The organism is Dapis purpurea BLCC-M126 (assembly GCF_050015975.1).
Taxonomy (GTDB): Bacteria; Cyanobacteriota; Cyanobacteriia; order Cyanobacteriales; family Microcoleaceae; genus Trichodesmium.
Map to the genome: position 1 here is coordinate 89,034 of NZ_JBNHER010000006.1, position 19,066 is coordinate 108,099.

Consider the following 19,066-nt stretch of genomic DNA (forward strand, 5'->3'; position numbering starts at 1 on the left):
TATCATTAAGATACACCTGTGACCTGCCAAATACCTGTGCTACAAATACATTATTTATTAATTAAAAGCTCAACTACTTTATTTAACTCCACAGAATGAGAAGCTTTAAAAAGAAGACGATCGCCTGGTTGTAAAAACTCTTGTAAATGTCTAGCTAAATTCTGGTGAGCATCATCAGCAGTAATATCTTCTACTTCTATAAATTGTAAACCAGCAGCACCTGTCGCCATTGCTTCTGCTTCATTAAAATCAGCCAAAATAAATAAACCATTAATATCCAAATTTCGTACAACATTACCAACTTGTTGATGGAATAAAATAGATTGCTCTCCCAATTCTTTCATAGTTCCCAACACAGCAATATGACGTTTACCCGGAGTTTCAACTAACAAATTCAGAGCAGCTATCATCGACTCTAATCCAGCATTATAACTTTCATCTAAAATCACAATATCATTATCTAAATCATATCTTTTTGCCCTACCTCCTGGTAATTCAATCGATAAATTATTAGTTAAAGGTTCAAATAAAGTTTTTGGCAGAATATTTTTCCCATGAAGAACTTTCAACACTGCCAAAGCTGCCAAATAATTAGAAGCATTATGACTACCAGGTAAAGGTAAACGTAAATCCACACCCTCAACATTTATAGTTTGAGAATCAATTAATTTTCCTTGTAAATCTCCACCTTCTAAACCATAAGTAAAAGTTTCTCCAGACCAAACTTTAGCCGCAGTTTCTATCAACCTCTGATTATCAAAATTCAGAATAGCAATACTACTATCAGACATTTCTCTTAGTAATTCACACTTAGCCTCAGCGATAGCTTCAACAGAACCCAAACGACCAATATGAGCAGTACCAACATTAGTAATTAAGCCAATTGTCGGATTGGCAATATGCGTTAATTCTGCTATTTCTCCAGGTCCTCGCATCGCCATTTCTATCACAGCATAATTATCATCAGCAGAAAGTCGTAGTAGAGTTTTAGGTACACCTATTTCATTATTATAGTTAGCTTCAGTTTTCAGCACTTGACCTTGAGTTGCCAAAACTTCAGCAATTAATTCCTTAGTAGTTGTTTTACCGACTGAACCAGTGACGGCAATCACAGGAATATCAAATATATCTCGCCACCAACGAGCAATTTTTTGGTAAGCTTTTAAAGAATTTTCTACCTGTAATATAGGTACATTCTTTGACAGTTGTTCAACTTCATTATTTAAGGTATATTCTTGTTCAACAATCACACAAGAAGCACCTTTTTCAATTGCCTCCTTGACAAAGTTATGGCCATCAAAATTTTCCCCTCGTAATGCCAAAAATCCTTCACCAGATTGTAAGTTACGAGTATCTGTATTTATGCCTGTAATTAATGTTTTTTCTGGAATCTGAAAATCTGTAAGTGTTGTAGCACTCAAGATTTCAGTTAGTTGGAATAAGGTAATGCGACAAACCATAGCTATTGGCAGTCCTCCTGAAAGATGTGTAATAATTATATAAGAGTATTTGTTATTGTTAAACTCAACTTATTTTCTGGGATATAATTGAGTAAGCAAAACAAAATTAAAAGTTTAAATAATTCTCAAAAGTTATAGAGAATATTCGTTTGTAGATTGGCAAATAAAGTAATCCTAAATTGGTTGTGACAATTTTTATAATAGTTAATTTGAGTTTAAAACCTTTAAAATTCTGACTCCTGACTCCTGACTCCTGACTCCTAAGTGCCACCAAAATATTACAACTTAAATAGGATTGCTATATTGTCATAATTTTGAACTGAGATGAGGGAAAATCTTAGATTGGATTACTCTAACCTAAAGCAAAATTATGATAAAGCCTAATAGTCTTTAATTGTCAAAAATAGGATATATCATGACCATGAATAGGTTGTGAATAAATGTATAGTAGTTGGCATTACTATTAGGAGATTCTAGCTCCTCTCAAATTTAGTCACAACCAGAATTTAACTTCTGACTTCTGAGTTATGACTTCTGACTTCAGCTATAAGTTGTTGACTCATGTCTAAACTTTTATATTTTCCCAGACTTTTATCTAAGATTACTTTTTATATCCTACTTTGGGATAGCTTTAGTAATTTAAGTTTTCTCTAACCCTTCTCTGGATAACAGCAAGTCGTATATACTACATCGTTAGGCGGTTGGCAATTAATAATATCTAGCAAGATAGTTAATCATCCATGTAATACTAATACTCAAAAAATGTGGTATTTTTTTATCCTGATGGTAATCAAGTGCTGAAAAATTCTATTTAGTTTAGAAGTTGATAATTATTGATGACTCAGTTCAATTAATATCTATATCTACCTAATTTTGGCAAAATCTTTACCAAAACTTTATAAAAACTCCGTAAATTTTGAAGATAATGAGACTGATAGAAATTAGTAAACCGTCTAATTAAGGTGTTAGGTACTGCCAGATATGATTTTTCTGAGAAAGAATCTAGGCAGAAACTATATTTAGTAAAGTCAATAGCTATCTTGTAGGAAATCCTACAGACACCTCAATCAAAACCAGAAATTAGCAATTGTTCCCATAGCTAAGAGTACTGGAATGGAAAAAACTAAATTAGGGAATATATAAAATGAAAGACTTTATGAATGAATATCAACAAGACAAATCCCAGTATGAACAGTATATCTATAACCATTTTCTCCAATTGATAGACCTAGAGTCATCAGAAGAGATAATTCATAGGTTTAGAATTTTATTTATTAATGGTTCTGGATATCCTGATAAAGAAGTAGCTAAAGCACTAGAAAGAATTATTGCATTATTGCAAGTTGAGGAAGAATTTAATTTTATCCTAAATCGTTGTTGTCATATAGTTATTAATAGAAAACGACCCTACAACTATAAAAGAGATGTGTTACTAGACTTAATTAAACTGTTTGATAGTATCGAGGATAAACCAGCACACCGTTACTACGGTTCCCGTAGCAGCAAGAAACTATTTGACCTGGTTCAGACATTCACAACAAGTGAGCAGTACCTAACTTTAAAACGTTTTGCAGAATTAATAAACCAAGAAGCAAGAAGTTATAGAAATAGTCATAGTGCTTTATCTCAACCTTTGAGAACTCTAATTCCACGTTATCCTTACTTATACCAACATTGTTTAATTACCTCAGATAATAGCTATGAACATCAGCAAGCTATTAAAAATATACAACGAAAAAAACAGAAAAAATTTGAAATAGACTTATCCCACTATCTGACTCATCAAATTAGACATGGCGTGATAACTACTTCCAAGTTGAGAGATTCAAAGTTTACAGAGTCTAGTTGGGAAAACACCAACAAAATTCAAAATCCTACTCTTTTAAGCGATCAAGAATTATTATCAGCTATTAGACAATTTGTAGGTAAAGTTGAGAATGGCAAGAACTACCAAGATTATGCAAGAAGTTTCCTAACTCATGTCAGACAACCTCAATCCTATAGTTGCTTTAAAGAAAGCTTTTATGAATACTTAAGTTCATCATTTGATGCAGACTCCAGGTATGTTAAGTATCAGTTTAAGAACAAACTATATAAGCAACTAAAAAATACAATGCCTCACAGTGACGATAAAAAATTTAACGACTTTTTACTTATGAGAACCTGTAATCAAATGTTAGGATTTTTAGTTGTAGAAAGCATTCAAAAACCACAGCACTTTTTATTTCTCAACCTGATGGCCAATATGGGTCCAATAGCAACTACTAGTCTCCTCCTAAAAATTGTCTTGGTTTGCTATAGAGTCAAGCCATACCTAGAAAAACGATTTGCAATACTATTTAACCATTATGAAGCATCTACAAGAGAAGCAGTAATATGGTTAGTGAAAGCATTAGAAAATATACAAGTTGCCTTAACTACTAACTTTGGTAGAATTGATCTATCTTTTATTCATTAAAAGATTTAAGAGTTTTCTGAACAAGACAATAATAATATTATCACAAGACAAAATTAAAAAATATATCTAAAAGTAAAATTACCTGAAAAACTACATAAAAGATTTGCGCTTCTCCTAAATCTTGACTGCTAAGTCCTACCAATCCAAACTTTGTAGGAATATTTTCTGAAACTGGTATAACTTAAACTTAGGGAATAATTTTGCAACTAGCTTGCACCTATAGGTAAACTATTAATAACTAAATAATAGGCAAAGTACAGAACAACAGAAAAAGTAATGACCCAAGTGTTACTCAGTGAAAACGAAGGAATAGAGTCGGCCTTCCGGCGCTTCAAACGTCAAGTTTCCAGAGCAGGTATTCTTGCAGATGTGAAAAAGCGTCGATACTTTGAAACCCCTCAAGAAAAACGTAAGAGAAAGGCAGTAGCAGCACGGCTTAAATAATTGATAATTGATAATTAATAATTGATAATCACCTCTCCCTAATTAGCGGCTCTGCAAGAGCGGGAGACCTCGCCATCCCATCCTTCGGAATGCTCCGCAAACGACCGCTTGTTTCTCCTTTAAAGGAGAGACTTTATACCTTAATTATTCGGTAAAAAACACTTTTATTAAAGTATGATTTGATGGCTAAAAAATCGATATTATTCATTTCCCCGTTCCCGAATGTCCTAGAACTCTGTACTTAATTAAGTTAATAATTACCTCAATATTTAGTAATTAGCTATTAGATTTTTTATTTTTTTTCCCTGTTTTAATTTTAGGGTAAGTTATCAATGAATCTAGATAAAGAACTAGACAAAACAATATCAAGCTTTGCAGATATTCAAGCAGAACTTAACATCTGTAACGCTAAGGATGCTTTAAAAGACATCGTAACTAATCTGGATTTAACTCCTGAAGAAAGAGCAGGATTAGACTCAGAAATTTCTGGGTTAGAATCAATGTTAGAAAAGTTAGAAAAAGCTTCTGTTTATATTGCTGTATTTGGCATGGTAGGCAGAGGTAAATCTTCACTTCTCAATGCTTTGTTAGGAGAAAAAGTATTTCAAACAGGTCCTATTCACGGTGTTACTAAAACTACACAAATTAGACAATGGGAATTAGGTAGAGAGAATTTAACAGAAATAGAATCATCATCTACAAATTCTCTAACTTCCTACAGAATATCTCAAGTGGAACTGATTGATACTCCTGGTATAGATGAAGTAGATGGAGAAACTAGGGAATTAATGGCCCGACAGGTAGCAAAACAGGCAGATCTACTTCTATTTGCTGTAGCAGGAGATATTACTCAAGTAGAATATGAAGCTCTTTCTTACTTACGAGATGCTGGTAAACCAATTTTGCTGGTATTTAACAAAATAGATCAATACCCAGAAGCAGATAGATTAGCTATATACAATAAAATTCGTGATGAACGAGTCCGTGAATTACTCTCACCAAATGAAATAGTTATGGCCGCCGCTTCTCCACTGGTGGCTAAGGCTGTCCAACGTTCGGATGGTAGTCTTAAGGTAGAGATGGTGAGAGGAGAACCTCAAGTAGAAGATTTAAAGCTGAAAATATTAGAAATTTTAGATAAAGAAGGTAAATCTTTGGTGGCGCTCAATAGTATGCTCTATGCTGATGATGTGAATGAGCAGTTAGTACGCCGGAAAATCGAAATTCGCTCCCAAAGTGCAGATAGGGTAATTTGGAAGGGAGTAATGACTAAGGCAATGGCGATCGCTCTCAACCCTGTAACTGTGGTAGATATTCTCAGTGGGGCGATAATTGATGTAGCTATGATATTGACTTTATCAAAATTGTATGGTATACAGATGAGCCAAAGCGGAGCAGTAGATTTATTACAAAAGATAGCTATTAGTATGGGTGGTATAACGGCCAGTGAATTAGTGGCAAATCTGGGACTCAGTTCTGTGAAAGGATTATTGGGTTTAGCTGCACCTGCTACTGGTGGGTTGTCTTTAGCACCTTATTTGTCTGTAGCAGTAACTCAAGCAGCAGTGGCTGGTGTCTCATCTTATGGAATTGGACAAATAACTAAAACTTATCTTGCTAATGGTGCATCTTGGGGAGAGGAAGGTCCGAAAGCTGTAGTTAGTAATATTTTGGCATCTTTGGATGAAAATTCGATTATGGGTCGTATTAAAGATGAGTTAATTAAGAAGTTAAAAATCAAAGATTTCAGTTTTGAAAAAGGTAAAAAGCAAGAGTAATATCATGTCCGGTAGCATTGGTATTGTATAGAGAAGTTAAGGAAGAAGGAAGAAGGAAGAAGCTTTGAGAGAAGAAGCTTTGAGAGAAGAAGCTTTGAGAGAAGAAAAAACCTTAAATATGGTGGATATTTTCCCGGCTTTTACAAAAGCGATACCAACGGACATGATATAAGTTAGGAGAATTTTTCAAGAATTGAGAATTAAGAATTGAGAATTACCTCTGCTTGAAAAGAAGAGGATTGACAAACAGGAAATTTTTTATTTATTATCCCCTTAAAAGGTGAGGCTTTAAACTACAATATTTCGGTAATTAATTTTGTCTACTTACTTATAGCGGTTTTCACAAAGGTAGACTACAAAATTTCTTCCTTTTTCCTTCTTCCTTCTTCCTTCTTCCTTCTTCCTTCTTCCTTTCAACCCAAATCTCTTTACTCTATATTAATGAAAACTGCTATAACAATGAATAACAACAAAGCTAGTAAAAAAATATTTCCCCAGAATAGTTGAATAATTTATGGCTTTGGAAGATTAGTAATTTAGGATAAGTTCATCAGCGATTTTCTAGTATTGGTGGAAATAGAAGGTTCTCATCGCTAGGTGCAGTGATTCAGAGAAATTGCTCTAATACCAATTTTATAAATGTTTGCTACAAATGGTAGAAATAAGGAAGAAGGAAGAAGCAAGAAGCAAGAAGGGATAAACATTCAAAAAAAAAGGGAAAACGATAGATATAACTATCTAAAATGAATTGGAGTAGCTATTTTTCAGCACATCCGATCAAGAGCTACCTTTTCGTAGCATTCTTTTTTCAAAGTGTTCTAATACTCTTATTATCTGATGATATATCAATATAATTGCCTATCAGATGAATTTTTATCAGATAGAAAATTTATAGTAATCTTCAATTGGTTCAATACTCAACCCATTCTTGGCAAATGTTTTAGAACTGCTTTAAGCGATCGCTTTACTCTATGACTAAAAATCCTAACTTCCTGCTCCAGGATAAAAATTTTTAGTCAATTTCACTATGAGTAATCTTGCAAAAAAGACATAAAATACTCAATAAAAATACCTTTGTGTAGTAGTTGGTTGCACAAAATGAACTAATCACGTTTGAACCTCCTGTTTTTACAGACATTAAAATCATCCTTATGTCAATTGTTACTAACTATTTTCTCAGCTAACTATTATCAATCTCCCAATCTAAATAACGTAAATTTTCAGTTAGCATTGCCATTCTTGTTATTAAGATAAATCAATCAATTAAACAAGAAGCAAGAGAAATGGTTTTCACAACTTCCATATCTATCAAAGAAAGTTTTTGGCAAGCTATTGATACCTCAAAATTCTCCGGCAACCCCGCCGAAGATACTAGACTCCAGTCATTACGAAATATTTCTATTCCTCAATTAATTAAAGTTTTAGAACAATATTCTTATGTAACTAAAATTCACGCCATTAGCTTAAACTATGTTTGTAATGTTATTCAAGCAGGTAAATTAAAAGTATTACTCGATGAGATTCATTTTGAAGAAACTGGTGATGGAAACCCGGATGATTCTCACTATAATTTACTGAAATTATTCTTATTGGGCTTAAATGAAAGTTTTGGTGCAACTATGCTCACCAATACCATTAATCCACGAGTTGATGCTCTGATTAAAAATTATGAGAATGATTTAAGAAGCTATCCTGCTCACGTTGCGATAGGTATGGCAGGTATGGGTACTGAATGTATTTGTGGTCCAATCTTAGAAGAAATTTGGGCACAAGTTCAAAGTCGCAAAGATTTAGAAGATGTATTACCTCAATTAAAATTAGAATTCTGGGGGATTCACACTGGAGAAATCGATCATTCTCATGCGGTGAGAATGCGTAATGCGATAGATGGGGCAGTAGGAGAAAGTGAAGAGTCTGCGGCACAAATTCTGACTGGTTATCATTTATCTGTGAAATTCTGGGATGATTTATTAGATATTTTTGTGACTCTGTAGATGTGGTTCAAATTTAAACAGAGGGAGAAAGGGTTATAGAATTTTGAAATTTCCCATTCTCCCAGAGCAAGAATTTTGGCAGAAGTTTTAACTACTATTTATTCTTAAACTGTTCTAACCATTCTTTAATTTGAGAAGAAGCAATATCTCTTCCTCCTAAACCAAAAGCTAAAGCAATAGCTACTGCCATTGCTCCCATGAAAAGTCCAAAAGCTAGATTCACAATGCTGGTAGCAATACCCATTTGTTGCAGAGCCATAGCTGAGACTAATACAATAATCCCAATCCGAGCAAGCTGCCCTAAAAGTTGAGCTTGGGAATTACCAGAACTCGTGATTAAGTTATAAGCAAGGTTAGCCAAGTATAAACCTATAGCTAAAACTACCAAACCGTAGAGAACTCGACCTGCAATTAAGATTACTACATTAACAATTAAGGTCAGAGCCTCAAGTTCCACAATCTGAGTTGCTGAAACCGTAGCAAAAAGGATAATACCCACAAAAGCTACAAGACCAGCAATTTCTGATGGAGTACGGGTCGTACCAGGTCCACCCTGAATTACAGTTGCATTTGGGTCGCTAGATGGGGACGATGGTGGAGTGGAAGTTAAACCAAGCCAATTGAAAAGGTTATTAAAGCCAATGCTGGTCAGAAGATTAGTAACTAAATCTTTAACAAATTGACCAACAAAGTAAGCAATAACAAGAACTACAACAGCAGCAAAGATTTTGGGGACAAATGTCAAAATATCGTTGAGCATCGCCACTGCTGGAGTAGTAATGGCCTCAATATTCAAGGCACTCAGAGCAGCGATCGCTACGGGAATCAATATCAGTACATAAACAACCGTACCAATAATCGCAGAAAGACTTTGACTGCCACTGGTTTGACTCATGCCCAACCTGCTGCCCATTTGGTCTACACCAGTAGCAGCAAGTAGATTACTAACAACTTTCTTAACCACAGTAGCTAGTAACCAACCAACTGTAGCCAGAATAACAGCCTTAAGAATCCTGGGCAGAGCTTGTAAGATTTGATCCACCATGTTTTGAACAGGTTGTAGAGCAATCTGTAATTGTAAAGCTTCCAGGATTAGAGGTAAAAATAGCAAGAAAATCAGCCAATAGATAGCATTAGCAATAGTATCGCTAACATCCATTTGGCTTTCTGTTTGTCCATCACTAACCTGCTGATTTAGACGGTCATCTAAACCAAATGTCTTAAGTCCTCTGCTGACTGCTAACTTAGCTATAGTTGCCACTAACCAGGCAATACCTAGCCAAATCAGGGCAGCAGCTATATTAGGTAAGAAGCTGGTTATTTCAGTAAGGAAGGCATTGAGAGGTTGAGAAACTGCTGTGAGCTTGAGTTTATCAAAGAAAGCTATCAGAACGAAGATCATAATGATCCAGAACACCACAGAGGATATCCATTTCTCCACAGGTAAATTCTGACCTTGTTCCTGACTACCTGTCACCCAACTAGCAATTTTGTTATCAATATTGGTCTTCTTGAATAGTCCTCCAACTATATTAGAAATAATTCCAGCAACTATCCAGCCTACGACTAGAATTGCAATTGCTGTTACTATGTCCAAAATCAAGATTTTGTTAAAATTTTGGGACACTATATCTACAGGATTTGCTGGAGTTTGTGCCAAAATATCTGAGGCTAAGATCGGATTAGCCTGGATTGGTTCGCTGAGGTTGATTGATTGTGTAATACTTTGCCAAGTGCCATTCATGGTTTTCTTGGGTTAATGTGAGTTTGAATTAGCAATCATTCAGATTGCCCTTGTATGTCTAATAGCTTGAGGGTAACTATGCAATTTAGTCAAGTTTTCGAGCAACATATTTTAATTCGTGCCAGTGCCACTATTGTGGAACGTTGTATTACAGATAACATTCTCATGCACAAGTGGTTAAATCCTATGCTACGTTGTGAAGCTGTGGGTAATTGGGATACATTTGTGGGAAGTCGTAGTAGATTCATCATAAATATTCCTTTTTTACAGCCCTCTTTATATAGCGTTGTAGCTGAACGAGAACCTGGTTTAATTGTTTGGGAATTTCAGGGTTTTTTCCAAGGTCGCGATCGCTGGGAATGCCAACCTGAAGGTGAAGGTACTCGTTTATTAAATCGTTTTGAATTTGAGATACCTAATCCTGTAATAAAATTTGGTTTTAATCAGTTTGCTGCTACATGGACAAAAGCAGATATGGAAGCTCAACTAAGACGCTTGAAAAGAGTAGCGGAGGAGCAATACTATCATAATTAGAGAGTAAGCAATAGGGAATAGTTTAGTTAGGATAAATTAGTTAGGATAAATAGGAATTATACAGGAAGCAGCCGGAAGAATTCTCCCTTGATTTTTCTACAATTATTCTGCCTAAAATGCTAACTTTTTGGGCTTTTCAATCCGAAAAAATGGCACTATTTTTGAGAAAAAAAAGCTTTAACTTTTATCTATTAATAGTTTTATAGTTAATCAGCAACTTGTAATTAACTGTTAATTATTAAATAATTCACATTGAAAGTCAATCCTCTTCTTTTTAAGAAGAGGAAATTATTAATTGCTGAACCATAACTACTGTGAAGATTGATAGTAATATGGGATAATATAGAATCCGGTAATACAGTATATGTTTATAATTCTATAGATTACTTCAATATTCAATCTCTCTATCTCCCTTCCTTACTCTCTACTCCCTAAAACAAATTATTCGCAGAATATTTTTTGTACCTGTGGTTGTTCTCTCACAAAATCTAGTCCTCTTTTAGCAAATTCTATAGCCTGTACAAAAAAGGTTTCAATACCTTTAGCATCAATAACAATTTTATCCGTCCATTTAAAATTTTGTACAAGTTCTAAAAATGATATTTCTCCATCCGCAATAATTTTATTAACTGCTTCAATAATATCATTAGTTACTGTGGCTACATTACTATTTGGAGCAAAATAGCGACTAAATTCTTCAATAGCAAGTTCACCGTAACGTGATTCTAATAATTTATTTACAAAATCTGGTTGAACTTCTAATTTATAACTTAAAATTTCCTGAACTTTATCAATATTTTCCTGACTAGCATTCGCTGTTAAAAATAGTGACTTTAATTGCTCAGACTGTTCTCCTGTATTGGCAAATTTCACTAAATCAGAAATAGCTAGAGGTATATTAATCGATTCATAAGTAATTTTAATTTCATCTATTGCATCTGCTGGTTGAGAAGTAAAGATTAAAACACTAGAAATAATTGTCAAAAACCCTGCCAAAGAAATATAGAAAAACTTTGATAATCCTTTACTTAAACCAGCAAATTTGAATAATTTGTTCTTCAATGCCCCTAAATTTAAAATACTTTTCATTCTGCTATTCCTCACAATTTAATGACTACATTTGTTCAATGGTTTTTTGCTCTTATGTCTAAAGTCTGAAATATATGATATTAGGTTCCCCACATTGGCAATACTCATACCAATTAAGTTATCAGTACCGACTGCTGAAACCAGAGTCTTGAAATACTGAAGTTGATTTTTTTCATCTGCTTAAAAGAGGAAGCTCTCAAGCTTATTTTTTGGTTATATTCCTGGGTATAAAATAATCACCTAAAATTATTGTTAATTAAAGTTTAGTTACTCAGATAATCTTACTTTTGACGTGTAAATTTTGACCTTTGACTTTTGTTTCAGTTATAGATTTTGACTCATTTTAGCCAGTAATTGTCTAATTATCTCTGCATCATCAGCTTGAGGAAGATTAACTAAATAACTTTCTAAATCTTGACGAGCTTCTGCCCAAAGATTTAGCTGATAATATAATACGCCTCGGTCTCGCTTTTCCATAACTGCATTTGGAAATAATAGTAAAATCCGATCGATGGCTGCAATAGCTTTTAAACCTTCATTTCGGTTCAAATAAATTGCTTTAAGATTTGTCAACATTCGTGTTAAAAACTGTTTATTACTTACAGTTGCCAAAAACTGAGGTTGCAGTTCCACTGGTTGACCATAAATTTGGACTAATCTTTCTTGACAATCTTGAGGAAACAAAATTTCACCTTGCTTAAAAGCATCTACATATATACCAGCTTCTTCAAAATCAGGTCTGATTAAGAAATGTCCTGGCATTCCAATACCAACCATGGGAAAATTAATTCTTTTAGCAATTTCTAGATAAACTAGGGATAAAGTAATCGGAATCCCAGTGCGTCTTTCAATTACTTGATTCAGACAACTATTCCTTGGGTCATAATAATCAATTGTATTTCCAGTAAAACCTAAATCATTATAAAGATAGTTGTTTATACTCTTAATTATTTTTAAAGGATAGAGAGTTTCTGGTAATGTTTCTTGGACTTCATTTGCCATTGTATCAAGAGCATTTAGATACTCATCTGGGTCAAATTTTTGGTCATCTTCCAAAGCTAAATAAAGAGCAGCTTTAGCTAAATCTATTTTTTCATCGGATTGATTAATTTCTGAATCAAATAACTGTCGATATTTGGAATAATTCATAATATTAGGGAGTAGGGAGTAGGGAGTAGGAAGGAGGAGTAATTGATAATTTATGAATAATAATTGATTTTATTTTTTATTATTGGAGATGTCTATTAGTACCTAATTATAATTAAAATTATTTTTGACTTGGATAAGTCAAGAGTTATACCAAAGCGTCAGCTAATTACCTCGCCATAATTTTATCACTAACATCTATAGGACTACCTAATTATGAAATCGTTATTTGATATCAACTTACCCGAAGCGTTAGAACCTTACCATGAAGCGATCGCTAATACCATTAAACCTTATTTAAGAATTGATATTAAACCTAGTTCGACCCAATGGTGGCAAAGTAAATTTGGAGGACTTCCCTATTTACCTCGAAATATTGATTATCCAATATTTAAAATTATTAGCACAAATTAACTTTTCAGAAATACCTCAGTTAGAGAATTTTCCCACTCAAGGAATTTTGCAATAAAAAGCAGTAAGATTTTTGCCATGAATAAAATAGGATTGCTATAGACAGTTAAGGATTTTTTGTGGCAATTCTATAAATTACAATTTCTTGCTTTGGGTTGGGAAAGCAAACCCCTATAAAAAAATATTAAAACTTCCTTCTTTATTCTTCCTTCTTGTTTTGAGTTTGGAAACTAAACTCCTAGGAAAAAATGTTATAGACTGCCGATTTATTCTTCATTATTACCGTGGTTTGGGAAAGCAAAACCCTAGGAAAAAATGTTATAGACTGCCGATTTATTCTTCATTATTGCCGTGGGTTGAGAAACCAAATCCCTGTGATAAAATATTAAAATTTCCTTCTTACTTTTTACTTCTTACTTCTTACTTCTTCCTTCTTCCTTCTTCCTTCTTCCTTCAAATTCCATGACTTTTTCCAATTACCCAATGTCGTCGAAAGAAACGAGCTAAAGCTGATTCTTCTAAAGGTAAATAAATTGGTCTACCATGAGGACAAGTACGAGGGTTTCTAGTAAGTTGCCATTTATTTAATAAACTTTGCATTTCCGGTAGACTTAAAGGAGTTCCATTTCTAATAGCACTTCGACAAGCTGTAGCTACTTTAGCAGATTCTAGATCGCCACCTTTACTAAGTTCAACTAAAGCATCAGCAGTGTCATTTCTTTTGGCTAACATTTCGGGAGCAGTACGAGCTGCCCAAAGTAAATCTCCGAAAGTTTCTACTTCTATATTTAAGCGTTGAAGTTGTTCTATTTGAGCTGAAGATAAATTATGTAAAATAATTGGTGGTTCTAAATCAATAAGTTGCCAAGCATCGCATAATTGCTCATATAAAATTCTTTCATGGGCAATATGTTGTTCAATTAACCAAATACCACTCGGATGTTCAGCTACTATATAAGTATTGTGTAATTGAGCGATCGCCTTTAATTCTATTAATCCTAATTCTCGCTCTTTTTCTTCTGTATTACCTGGGGAAACTTCTATAGAACGACGAGTTTGATAATTCCCTGTATTTTCTGAGACTTTTAAGATTTTTTCCACCCTTTCTGATAAAGGAAATTCCGGCATAATATCCGAACTAAATTGTAATGCTTTACCAATTGCTAGATTGATTTGTTGTTGCCAAAAATTCAAATTATCTAAATAAATTTCAGTTTTTGCCGGATGACGGTTCCAGTTAATTTGATAGGGAAAAATTTGCAGATGAATAAAACAAACAGGATAGCGATCGCGAGGGCAAGTTCGCGCCAAAGAACTAATAATTATTTGTTCTAATTCTGGCACTTTTACCACTCTACCATTAATAGCAACTTTCACCCAATCTGGTCTTCTCCGATGACATCTATCTGGTAAACCTAATACTAATTCTAATGATTGTCTATCCAAAACTTGAGAATTTTGATATTGGGAAAAGTTTGCTGTTTCGATATTTAATTCTTCCTCATCAATTTCTTGTTGAATATATTGTAAATCGCTCAATCTTACAGTCGATAAAAGTTGAGGTAAAATTTGTTTTGCGGTAGCACCCGGACTAATTTGTATCCATAATTTACTACCTTGCCAAACTTGCCAAGTAACATCAGGATAACAAAGAGCTATTTGCTGAATTATTAATTGTATGCCTCGCATTTGTTGAGCAGGAGAAGGCATTCCGTGACGACGTACAGGCCATTTCCCAAACAGATTAGAAACCTTAACAATAGTACCAGGAGCAATGGCAATTCTTTCAACTTCAACAGCCTTTCCTTGTTCATTATAAACAACTCGCCAACCTTCATTTTCATTCTCTGAAATAGGTGACTTAGGACGACTTAATATTTCCAAATTTGAGAGATTAGCTAAACTATGAAGTGCCTCTCCCCGAAATCCCAAACTGCTAATTTTTGTGAGGTCTTGAAGATTAGTAATTTTGCTTGTACTATGAGGATGAGCTGCTTGTTTTAAATTAGCTAAATTCATACCCATACCATTGTCAGAAATTTGTACTCGCCACTGTTCAGAAATGATAGAAATTATGATGCGAGTCGCACCAGCATCAAGAGAATTTTCTACTAATTCTCGTACTACTGCTGCTAAAGAATCAATCACTTCTCCAGCGGCAATTAAATTGACAACTTCTTTAGGTAAGGTTTGAATTTTAGATTGCATTTGGCTGGGAGAGTAGAAGGTCAATAACAGGATAAATTAGAACCGTGGTTATTCATATTAAAGTTTACCTGATTATGATAAAAAGTGCTATTATTGATAATTTTTTTAAAAGTTTTTCCTTGATTTATGTGATATATCTTGAAGTTAGTTGATTGATAACTTAGCTGAATCAAAAAGATATTATCAGTTTTAAAATTAAGACTAAAGTAAGCATTCAGGTGATTGAAACATAAGCTAAAAAATTAAAGTATAAAGTATTTTTATTTAGTAGGAAACTGAGGTTTGGCTAAGATTCAGATAAGATGTAAATAATTATCACAAACAATAATTAGTTCCCTGAAAATTACGATACAAATAGGATAAAATAGATAATATTTTGAATATATACAACTATAAACTATAAAGAGGTCAACTAGATGGACATTGTAGGACTGATGGGTTTACTTAGCCCTTGTCTGCCTTTTTTGCTGAAACTTGGTGAGAAATCAGCCGAGGGTGCTGCAAATAAAATTGGTGAGGATACCTGGAATAAGGCTAAAAAGATTTGGGAGAAGTTGCAACCTCAAGTAGAAGCAAAAGAAGATGCTAAAATAGCAGCCCAACAGTTAGTCGCAAAGCCGGAAAGTAAAGCTCGCAAAGCAGTGTTTCAGGAAGAGTTGGAGACTTTGCTCCAAGAAAACCCAAGTTTAGCAGAAGCGATCGCGCAAATTCTGGAAGAAGGCTCTCCAAAGAAGGAGTCTGGAAGCATCATTAACCAAAAGATCCAGGGGAAAGGTCATCAGACTATTGGTTATGGGAAAGGTAATCAGATTATTAGTTCTGTTGACTCAGTTTCAGGAGGGATATCTGGTCCTACTTCAGGTAAATGATCTGGTTGATACAGCATTTTCCGGTGTTATGAGGTACACCTCAAAGCGGCCAAGATGCGTGTACTAAAATGTTTTCACGATTTACCTTATATATCATTTGCCCGAAATATGCTGTATTACCTCTAATCTAAAATTTACTAGCTGTTATCAAAATTTACATTCACTAATAAATTTAGAGAGCTTATGTCATCCCCCCAAGAATCTGAAGTTCCCAATTCGCCAAACCCTGATCTGCAAATTAAGCAACATATTGATGGCAATCGCAATCAGTCCATAGGTCAGATGTTGGGTGGGATGGTGGTCTATGTTAGTGGTGGCCAACCTGTATTTGGAGCAACTGCTGGCCAGAAAAATCCCTCAGATGAAGAAACGACTTCTGCTATTGGTGAAAATCCTTACAAAGGATTATTAGCATTTCAGGAAACCGATGGCGATCGCTTTTTTGGCCGAGAAACACAGATTGCTGATTTGTGGGAGAAACTGCGCTCTTTGTATGAATCTGCTGATGCAATTCGTTTATTGCCAATTTATGGGCCTTCGGGTTCGGGAAAATCTTCTTTGGCCAGGGCGGGGCTAATTCCAGAACTGGCACGAAGGCCAATACCGGGGTACGATACAGCTAGAGTAGCAATTTTAGTTCCAGGGACTAATCCTTTAGAAGCATTAGCAACAATATTGGCTAGAATTGTTACTAATGATTTGACTCCGGTTGCCAAAAGTCGGGAGTTTACGGGAGAACTGAAGCTCAGTAATGAAAGTGGGGAATATGATGGGTTGCGACGCATTGCTAATGTATTTCCCGATATCGCTATCTCTCCATTAATTGTCCTGGTAGATCAGTTTGAAGAAGTTTATACCCTTTGTGAAAATCAAACTGAAAGAGATGCTTTTGTGGGTAATTTGCTGTGTGCTGCCCAAGATAAATCCAAACGAGTTACAGTTATTGTCACATTCCGCAGTGACTTTTTAGGGGAAACTCAGAAACATTCCCAACTAAATCGTCTGTTTACTGAACAAGGTTATTTAGTACCTGCCATGAACGAAGCGGAATTACGGCAGGCGATCGCTAAACCCGCAGAGTTGGCGGGACATCCTTTGGATGAGGCCACGATTAATTTATTAATTAAAGATACCGAAGGACGGGAAGGAGCTTTACCACTCCTGCAGTTTGCCCTGACTCGGATTTGGGAAGGATTATTAGAGGGGAAACAACCAACCCAGACTCTCCAAGACATTGGTGGTGTGGGGGGAGCTTTAGCCGGGGAAGCTCAACGCATTTATGACAACCTCAAACCAGAGGAACAGGAAATTGCCCGACGAGTATTTTTGGGATTAGTACAACTGGGAGAGGGAACGAAAGACACTCGCCGTCGGGCTTTGCTGGATAGTTTAGAGTCTCATCAAAATCAGCCGGAAGAGTTAAAACGAGTAGTTAATTTATTTTCTGCGCCGGGAGTGCGACTGATTACCCTCTCGGCAACAGGCAGCACCGAAACCGCAGAAGTTACCCATGAAGCATTGTTTGAGCATTGGGGAAAATTTCAGGAATGGCTAGATGGCAGTCGGGAAGATATTCGGTTTCAAAGGCGCTTAGACGAGGCAGCACATCACTGGAATGAACATAAGCGTCTAGAGGGGAATTTATGGCGACCTCCCGATCTGGACTTGCTTCAGGAATATCACCATAGACTTAGTAAGGATATGACTCCTTTGCAGGTGGAGTTTTTTCAGGCATCTAGCCAAGCGGAGGAAAATCGCCAAGAGAAAGAGAGGCGGCAGCAACTTTTTCAGAAGCGGGCTATTTTTGGGTTGACTATTATTTCTATAGGTGCAATTACTTTTGCTGGCTCCGCCTTGTACCAAATGCAAAAGGCAGAACGTCAACGAGTGGAACAACTAGCAGCAACAGCGAAAGCGATTATTCCTAACGATCCCGTTGAAGGGGCAGTTCATGCCCTGGCTGCTGCTGGCCTAACTCAATCTCCCCTAGTTCAGTTTCCTAATCGCGGGGTTTTTCCTGCAGCCCATGGGGCAATCTTAGATTCAACTCTGGCACTCCGGGAGCGAAATCGATTGCAGGGGCATCAGGGTTTTGTCAATTCAGTGGCATTTAATCATGATGGCACAAAGATAGTCTCTGGCAGTAATGACAACACAGTGCGGGTGTGGGATGCCAACACAGGCGAGCAAATTGGCAAGCCTTTACAGCATCAGGATAAGGTCAATTCAGTGGCATTTAACCATGATGGCACAAAGATAGTCTCTGGCAGTTTTGACAAGACAGTGCGGGTGTGGGATGCCAACACAGGTGAGCAAATTAGCAAGCCTTTACAGCATTGGGATTGGGTCTGGTCAGTGGCATTTAACCATGATGGCACAAAGATAGTCTCTGGCAGTTTTGACAACACAGTGCGGGTGTGGGATGCCGACACAGGTGAGCAAATTGGCAAGCCTTTACAGCATCAGGATTGGGTCTTATCAGTGGCATTTAACCATGATGGCACAAAGATAGTCTCTGGCAGTAATGACAACACAGTGCGGGTGTGGGATGCCAACACAGGCGAGCAAATTGGCAAGCCTTTACAGCATCAGGATAAGGTCAATTCAGTGGCATTTAACCATGATGGCACAAAGATAGTCTCTGGCAGTTTTGACAACACAGTGCGGGTGTGGGATGCCGACACAGGTGAGCAAATTGGCAAGCCTTTACAGCATCAGGATTGGGTCTTATCAGTGGCATTTAACCATGATGGCACAAAGATAGTCTCTGGCAGTAATGACAACACAGTGCGGGTGTGGGATGCCAACACAGGCGAGCAAATTGGCAAGCCTTTACAGCATCAGGATAAGGTCAATTCAGTGGCATTTAACCATGATGGCACAAAGATAGTCTCTGGCAGTTTTGACAACACAGTGCGGGTGTGGGATGCC

Annotated in this window: 14 protein-coding genes; 9 read left to right on the forward strand and 5 right to left on the reverse strand. The window is 35.9% G+C overall.

The window, feature by feature from the left end:
• Positions 1-50: 50 nt before the first annotated feature.
• On the reverse strand, positions 51-1,460 hold the full coding sequence (locus tag ACP6PL_RS01675) for a UDP-N-acetylmuramoyl-tripeptide--D-alanyl-D-alanine ligase (RefSeq protein ID WP_426541871.1): 1,410 nt from the start codon (positions 1,458-1,460) through the stop codon (positions 51-53).
• Positions 1,461-2,604: 1,144 nt separating this feature from the next.
• On the opposite strand from ACP6PL_RS01675, the gene ACP6PL_RS01680 reads away from it, so the two are divergent.
• From ACP6PL_RS01680 to ACP6PL_RS01695, 4 genes are all read left to right on the forward strand, one after another.
• Complete coding sequence (locus tag ACP6PL_RS01680; RefSeq protein WP_426541873.1) at positions 2,605-3,918, forward strand: hypothetical protein; 1,314 nt, start codon at positions 2,605-2,607, stop codon at positions 3,916-3,918.
• A gap of 276 nt (positions 3,919-4,194) precedes the next feature.
• Positions 4,195-4,362 (forward strand): 30S ribosomal protein S21, encoded by a 168-nt coding sequence (rpsU, locus tag ACP6PL_RS01685; RefSeq protein WP_426541875.1) that lies wholly within the window; start codon positions 4,195-4,197, stop codon positions 4,360-4,362.
• A 332-nt stretch (positions 4,363-4,694) separates the two neighbouring features.
• Positions 4,695-6,140, forward strand: a complete 1,446-nt coding sequence (locus ACP6PL_RS01690; protein ID WP_426541877.1) for a GTP-binding protein — start codon at positions 4,695-4,697, stop codon at positions 6,138-6,140.
• Positions 6,141-7,423: 1,283 nt separating this feature from the next.
• Positions 7,424-8,134, forward strand: coding sequence for an iron-containing redox enzyme family protein (locus ACP6PL_RS01695; RefSeq protein ID WP_426541879.1), 711 nt, complete (start codon positions 7,424-7,426; stop codon positions 8,132-8,134).
• Between the two features lie 94 nt (positions 8,135-8,228).
• On the opposite strand, the gene ACP6PL_RS01700 is transcribed toward ACP6PL_RS01695, so the two are convergent.
• On the reverse strand, positions 8,229-9,878 hold the full coding sequence (locus ACP6PL_RS01700; RefSeq protein ID WP_426541881.1) for a mechanosensitive ion channel: 1,650 nt from the start codon (positions 9,876-9,878) through the stop codon (positions 8,229-8,231).
• Positions 9,879-9,956: 78 nt separating this feature from the next.
• On the opposite strand from ACP6PL_RS01700, the gene ACP6PL_RS01705 reads away from it, so the two are divergent.
• On the forward strand, positions 9,957-10,412 hold the full coding sequence (locus tag ACP6PL_RS01705; protein ID WP_426541883.1) for an SRPBCC family protein: 456 nt from the start codon (positions 9,957-9,959) through the stop codon (positions 10,410-10,412).
• A gap of 441 nt (positions 10,413-10,853) precedes the next feature.
• Here ACP6PL_RS01705 and ACP6PL_RS01710 read toward each other — a convergent pair whose 3' ends face one another.
• Both ACP6PL_RS01710 and ACP6PL_RS01715 read right to left on the reverse strand, forming a co-directional pair.
• The gene (locus ACP6PL_RS01710) at positions 10,854-11,501 is read right to left on the reverse strand and encodes an alpha/beta hydrolase (RefSeq protein WP_426541885.1); all 648 of its coding nucleotides are present in this window, start codon (positions 11,499-11,501) and stop codon (positions 10,854-10,856) included.
• Between the two features lie 324 nt (positions 11,502-11,825).
• Complete coding sequence (locus ACP6PL_RS01715) at positions 11,826-12,650, reverse strand: SirB1 family protein (protein WP_426541887.1); 825 nt, start codon at positions 12,648-12,650, stop codon at positions 11,826-11,828.
• Positions 12,651-12,863: 213 nt separating this feature from the next.
• Here ACP6PL_RS01715 and ACP6PL_RS01720 point away from each other — a divergent pair, with 213 nt between their 5' ends.
• A complete protein-coding gene (locus ACP6PL_RS01720) occupies positions 12,864-13,061 on the forward strand; it encodes a hypothetical protein (RefSeq protein WP_426541889.1) in 198 nt (65 codons plus the stop codon).
• Positions 13,024-13,116 carry a DUF1963 domain-containing protein gene (locus tag ACP6PL_RS01725; RefSeq protein WP_426541891.1) on the forward strand — a complete coding sequence of 31 codons (93 nt, stop codon included), beginning with the start codon at positions 13,024-13,026 and terminating at the stop codon, positions 13,114-13,116. Before ACP6PL_RS01720 ends, ACP6PL_RS01725 begins: the two co-directional genes overlap by 38 nt.
• Before the next feature lie 395 nt (positions 13,117-13,511).
• Here ACP6PL_RS01725 and mutL read toward each other — a convergent pair whose 3' ends face one another.
• Positions 13,512-15,266 carry a DNA mismatch repair endonuclease MutL gene (gene mutL, locus ACP6PL_RS01730; protein ID WP_426541892.1) on the reverse strand — a complete coding sequence of 585 codons (1,755 nt, stop codon included), beginning with the start codon at positions 15,264-15,266 and terminating at the stop codon, positions 13,512-13,514.
• Positions 15,267-15,682: 416 nt separating this feature from the next.
• Between mutL and ACP6PL_RS01735 the strand changes: the two genes are divergently transcribed.
• Positions 15,683-16,135 (forward strand): hypothetical protein, encoded by a 453-nt coding sequence (locus ACP6PL_RS01735; protein ID WP_426541893.1) that lies wholly within the window; start codon positions 15,683-15,685, stop codon positions 16,133-16,135.
• Positions 16,136-16,318: 183 nt separating this feature from the next.
• Positions 16,319-19,066: NACHT and WD repeat domain-containing protein (locus tag ACP6PL_RS01740; protein ID WP_426541895.1), on the forward strand; the 2,748-nt coding region annotated here is incomplete at its 3' end.

Excerpts from the sequence above, each read along its gene's own strand:
- ACP6PL_RS01675 (WP_426541871.1), bottom strand. The coding sequence starts at position 1,460 with ATGGTTTGTCGCATTACCTTATTCCAACTAACTGAAATCTTGAGTGCT.
- ACP6PL_RS01680 (WP_426541873.1), top strand. The coding sequence starts at position 2,605 with ATGAAAGACTTTATGAATGAATATCAACAAGACAAATCCCAGTATGAA.
- rpsU (WP_426541875.1), top strand. The coding sequence starts at position 4,195 with ATGACCCAAGTGTTACTCAGTGAAAACGAAGGAATAGAGTCGGCCTTC.
- ACP6PL_RS01690 (WP_426541877.1), top strand. The coding sequence starts at position 4,695 with ATGAATCTAGATAAAGAACTAGACAAAACAATATCAAGCTTTGCAGAT.
- ACP6PL_RS01695 (WP_426541879.1), top strand. The coding sequence starts at position 7,424 with ATGGTTTTCACAACTTCCATATCTATCAAAGAAAGTTTTTGGCAAGCT.
- ACP6PL_RS01700 (WP_426541881.1), bottom strand. The coding sequence starts at position 9,878 with ATGAATGGCACTTGGCAAAGTATTACACAATCAATCAACCTCAGCGAA.
- ACP6PL_RS01705 (WP_426541883.1), top strand. The coding sequence starts at position 9,957 with ATGCAATTTAGTCAAGTTTTCGAGCAACATATTTTAATTCGTGCCAGT.
- ACP6PL_RS01710 (WP_426541885.1), bottom strand. The coding sequence starts at position 11,501 with ATGAAAAGTATTTTAAATTTAGGGGCATTGAAGAACAAATTATTCAAA.
- ACP6PL_RS01715 (WP_426541887.1), bottom strand. The coding sequence starts at position 12,650 with ATGAATTATTCCAAATATCGACAGTTATTTGATTCAGAAATTAATCAA.
- ACP6PL_RS01720 (WP_426541889.1), top strand. The coding sequence starts at position 12,864 with ATGAAATCGTTATTTGATATCAACTTACCCGAAGCGTTAGAACCTTAC.
- mutL (WP_426541892.1), bottom strand. The coding sequence starts at position 15,266 with ATGCAATCTAAAATTCAAACCTTACCTAAAGAAGTTGTCAATTTAATT.
- ACP6PL_RS01735 (WP_426541893.1), top strand. The coding sequence starts at position 15,683 with ATGGACATTGTAGGACTGATGGGTTTACTTAGCCCTTGTCTGCCTTTT.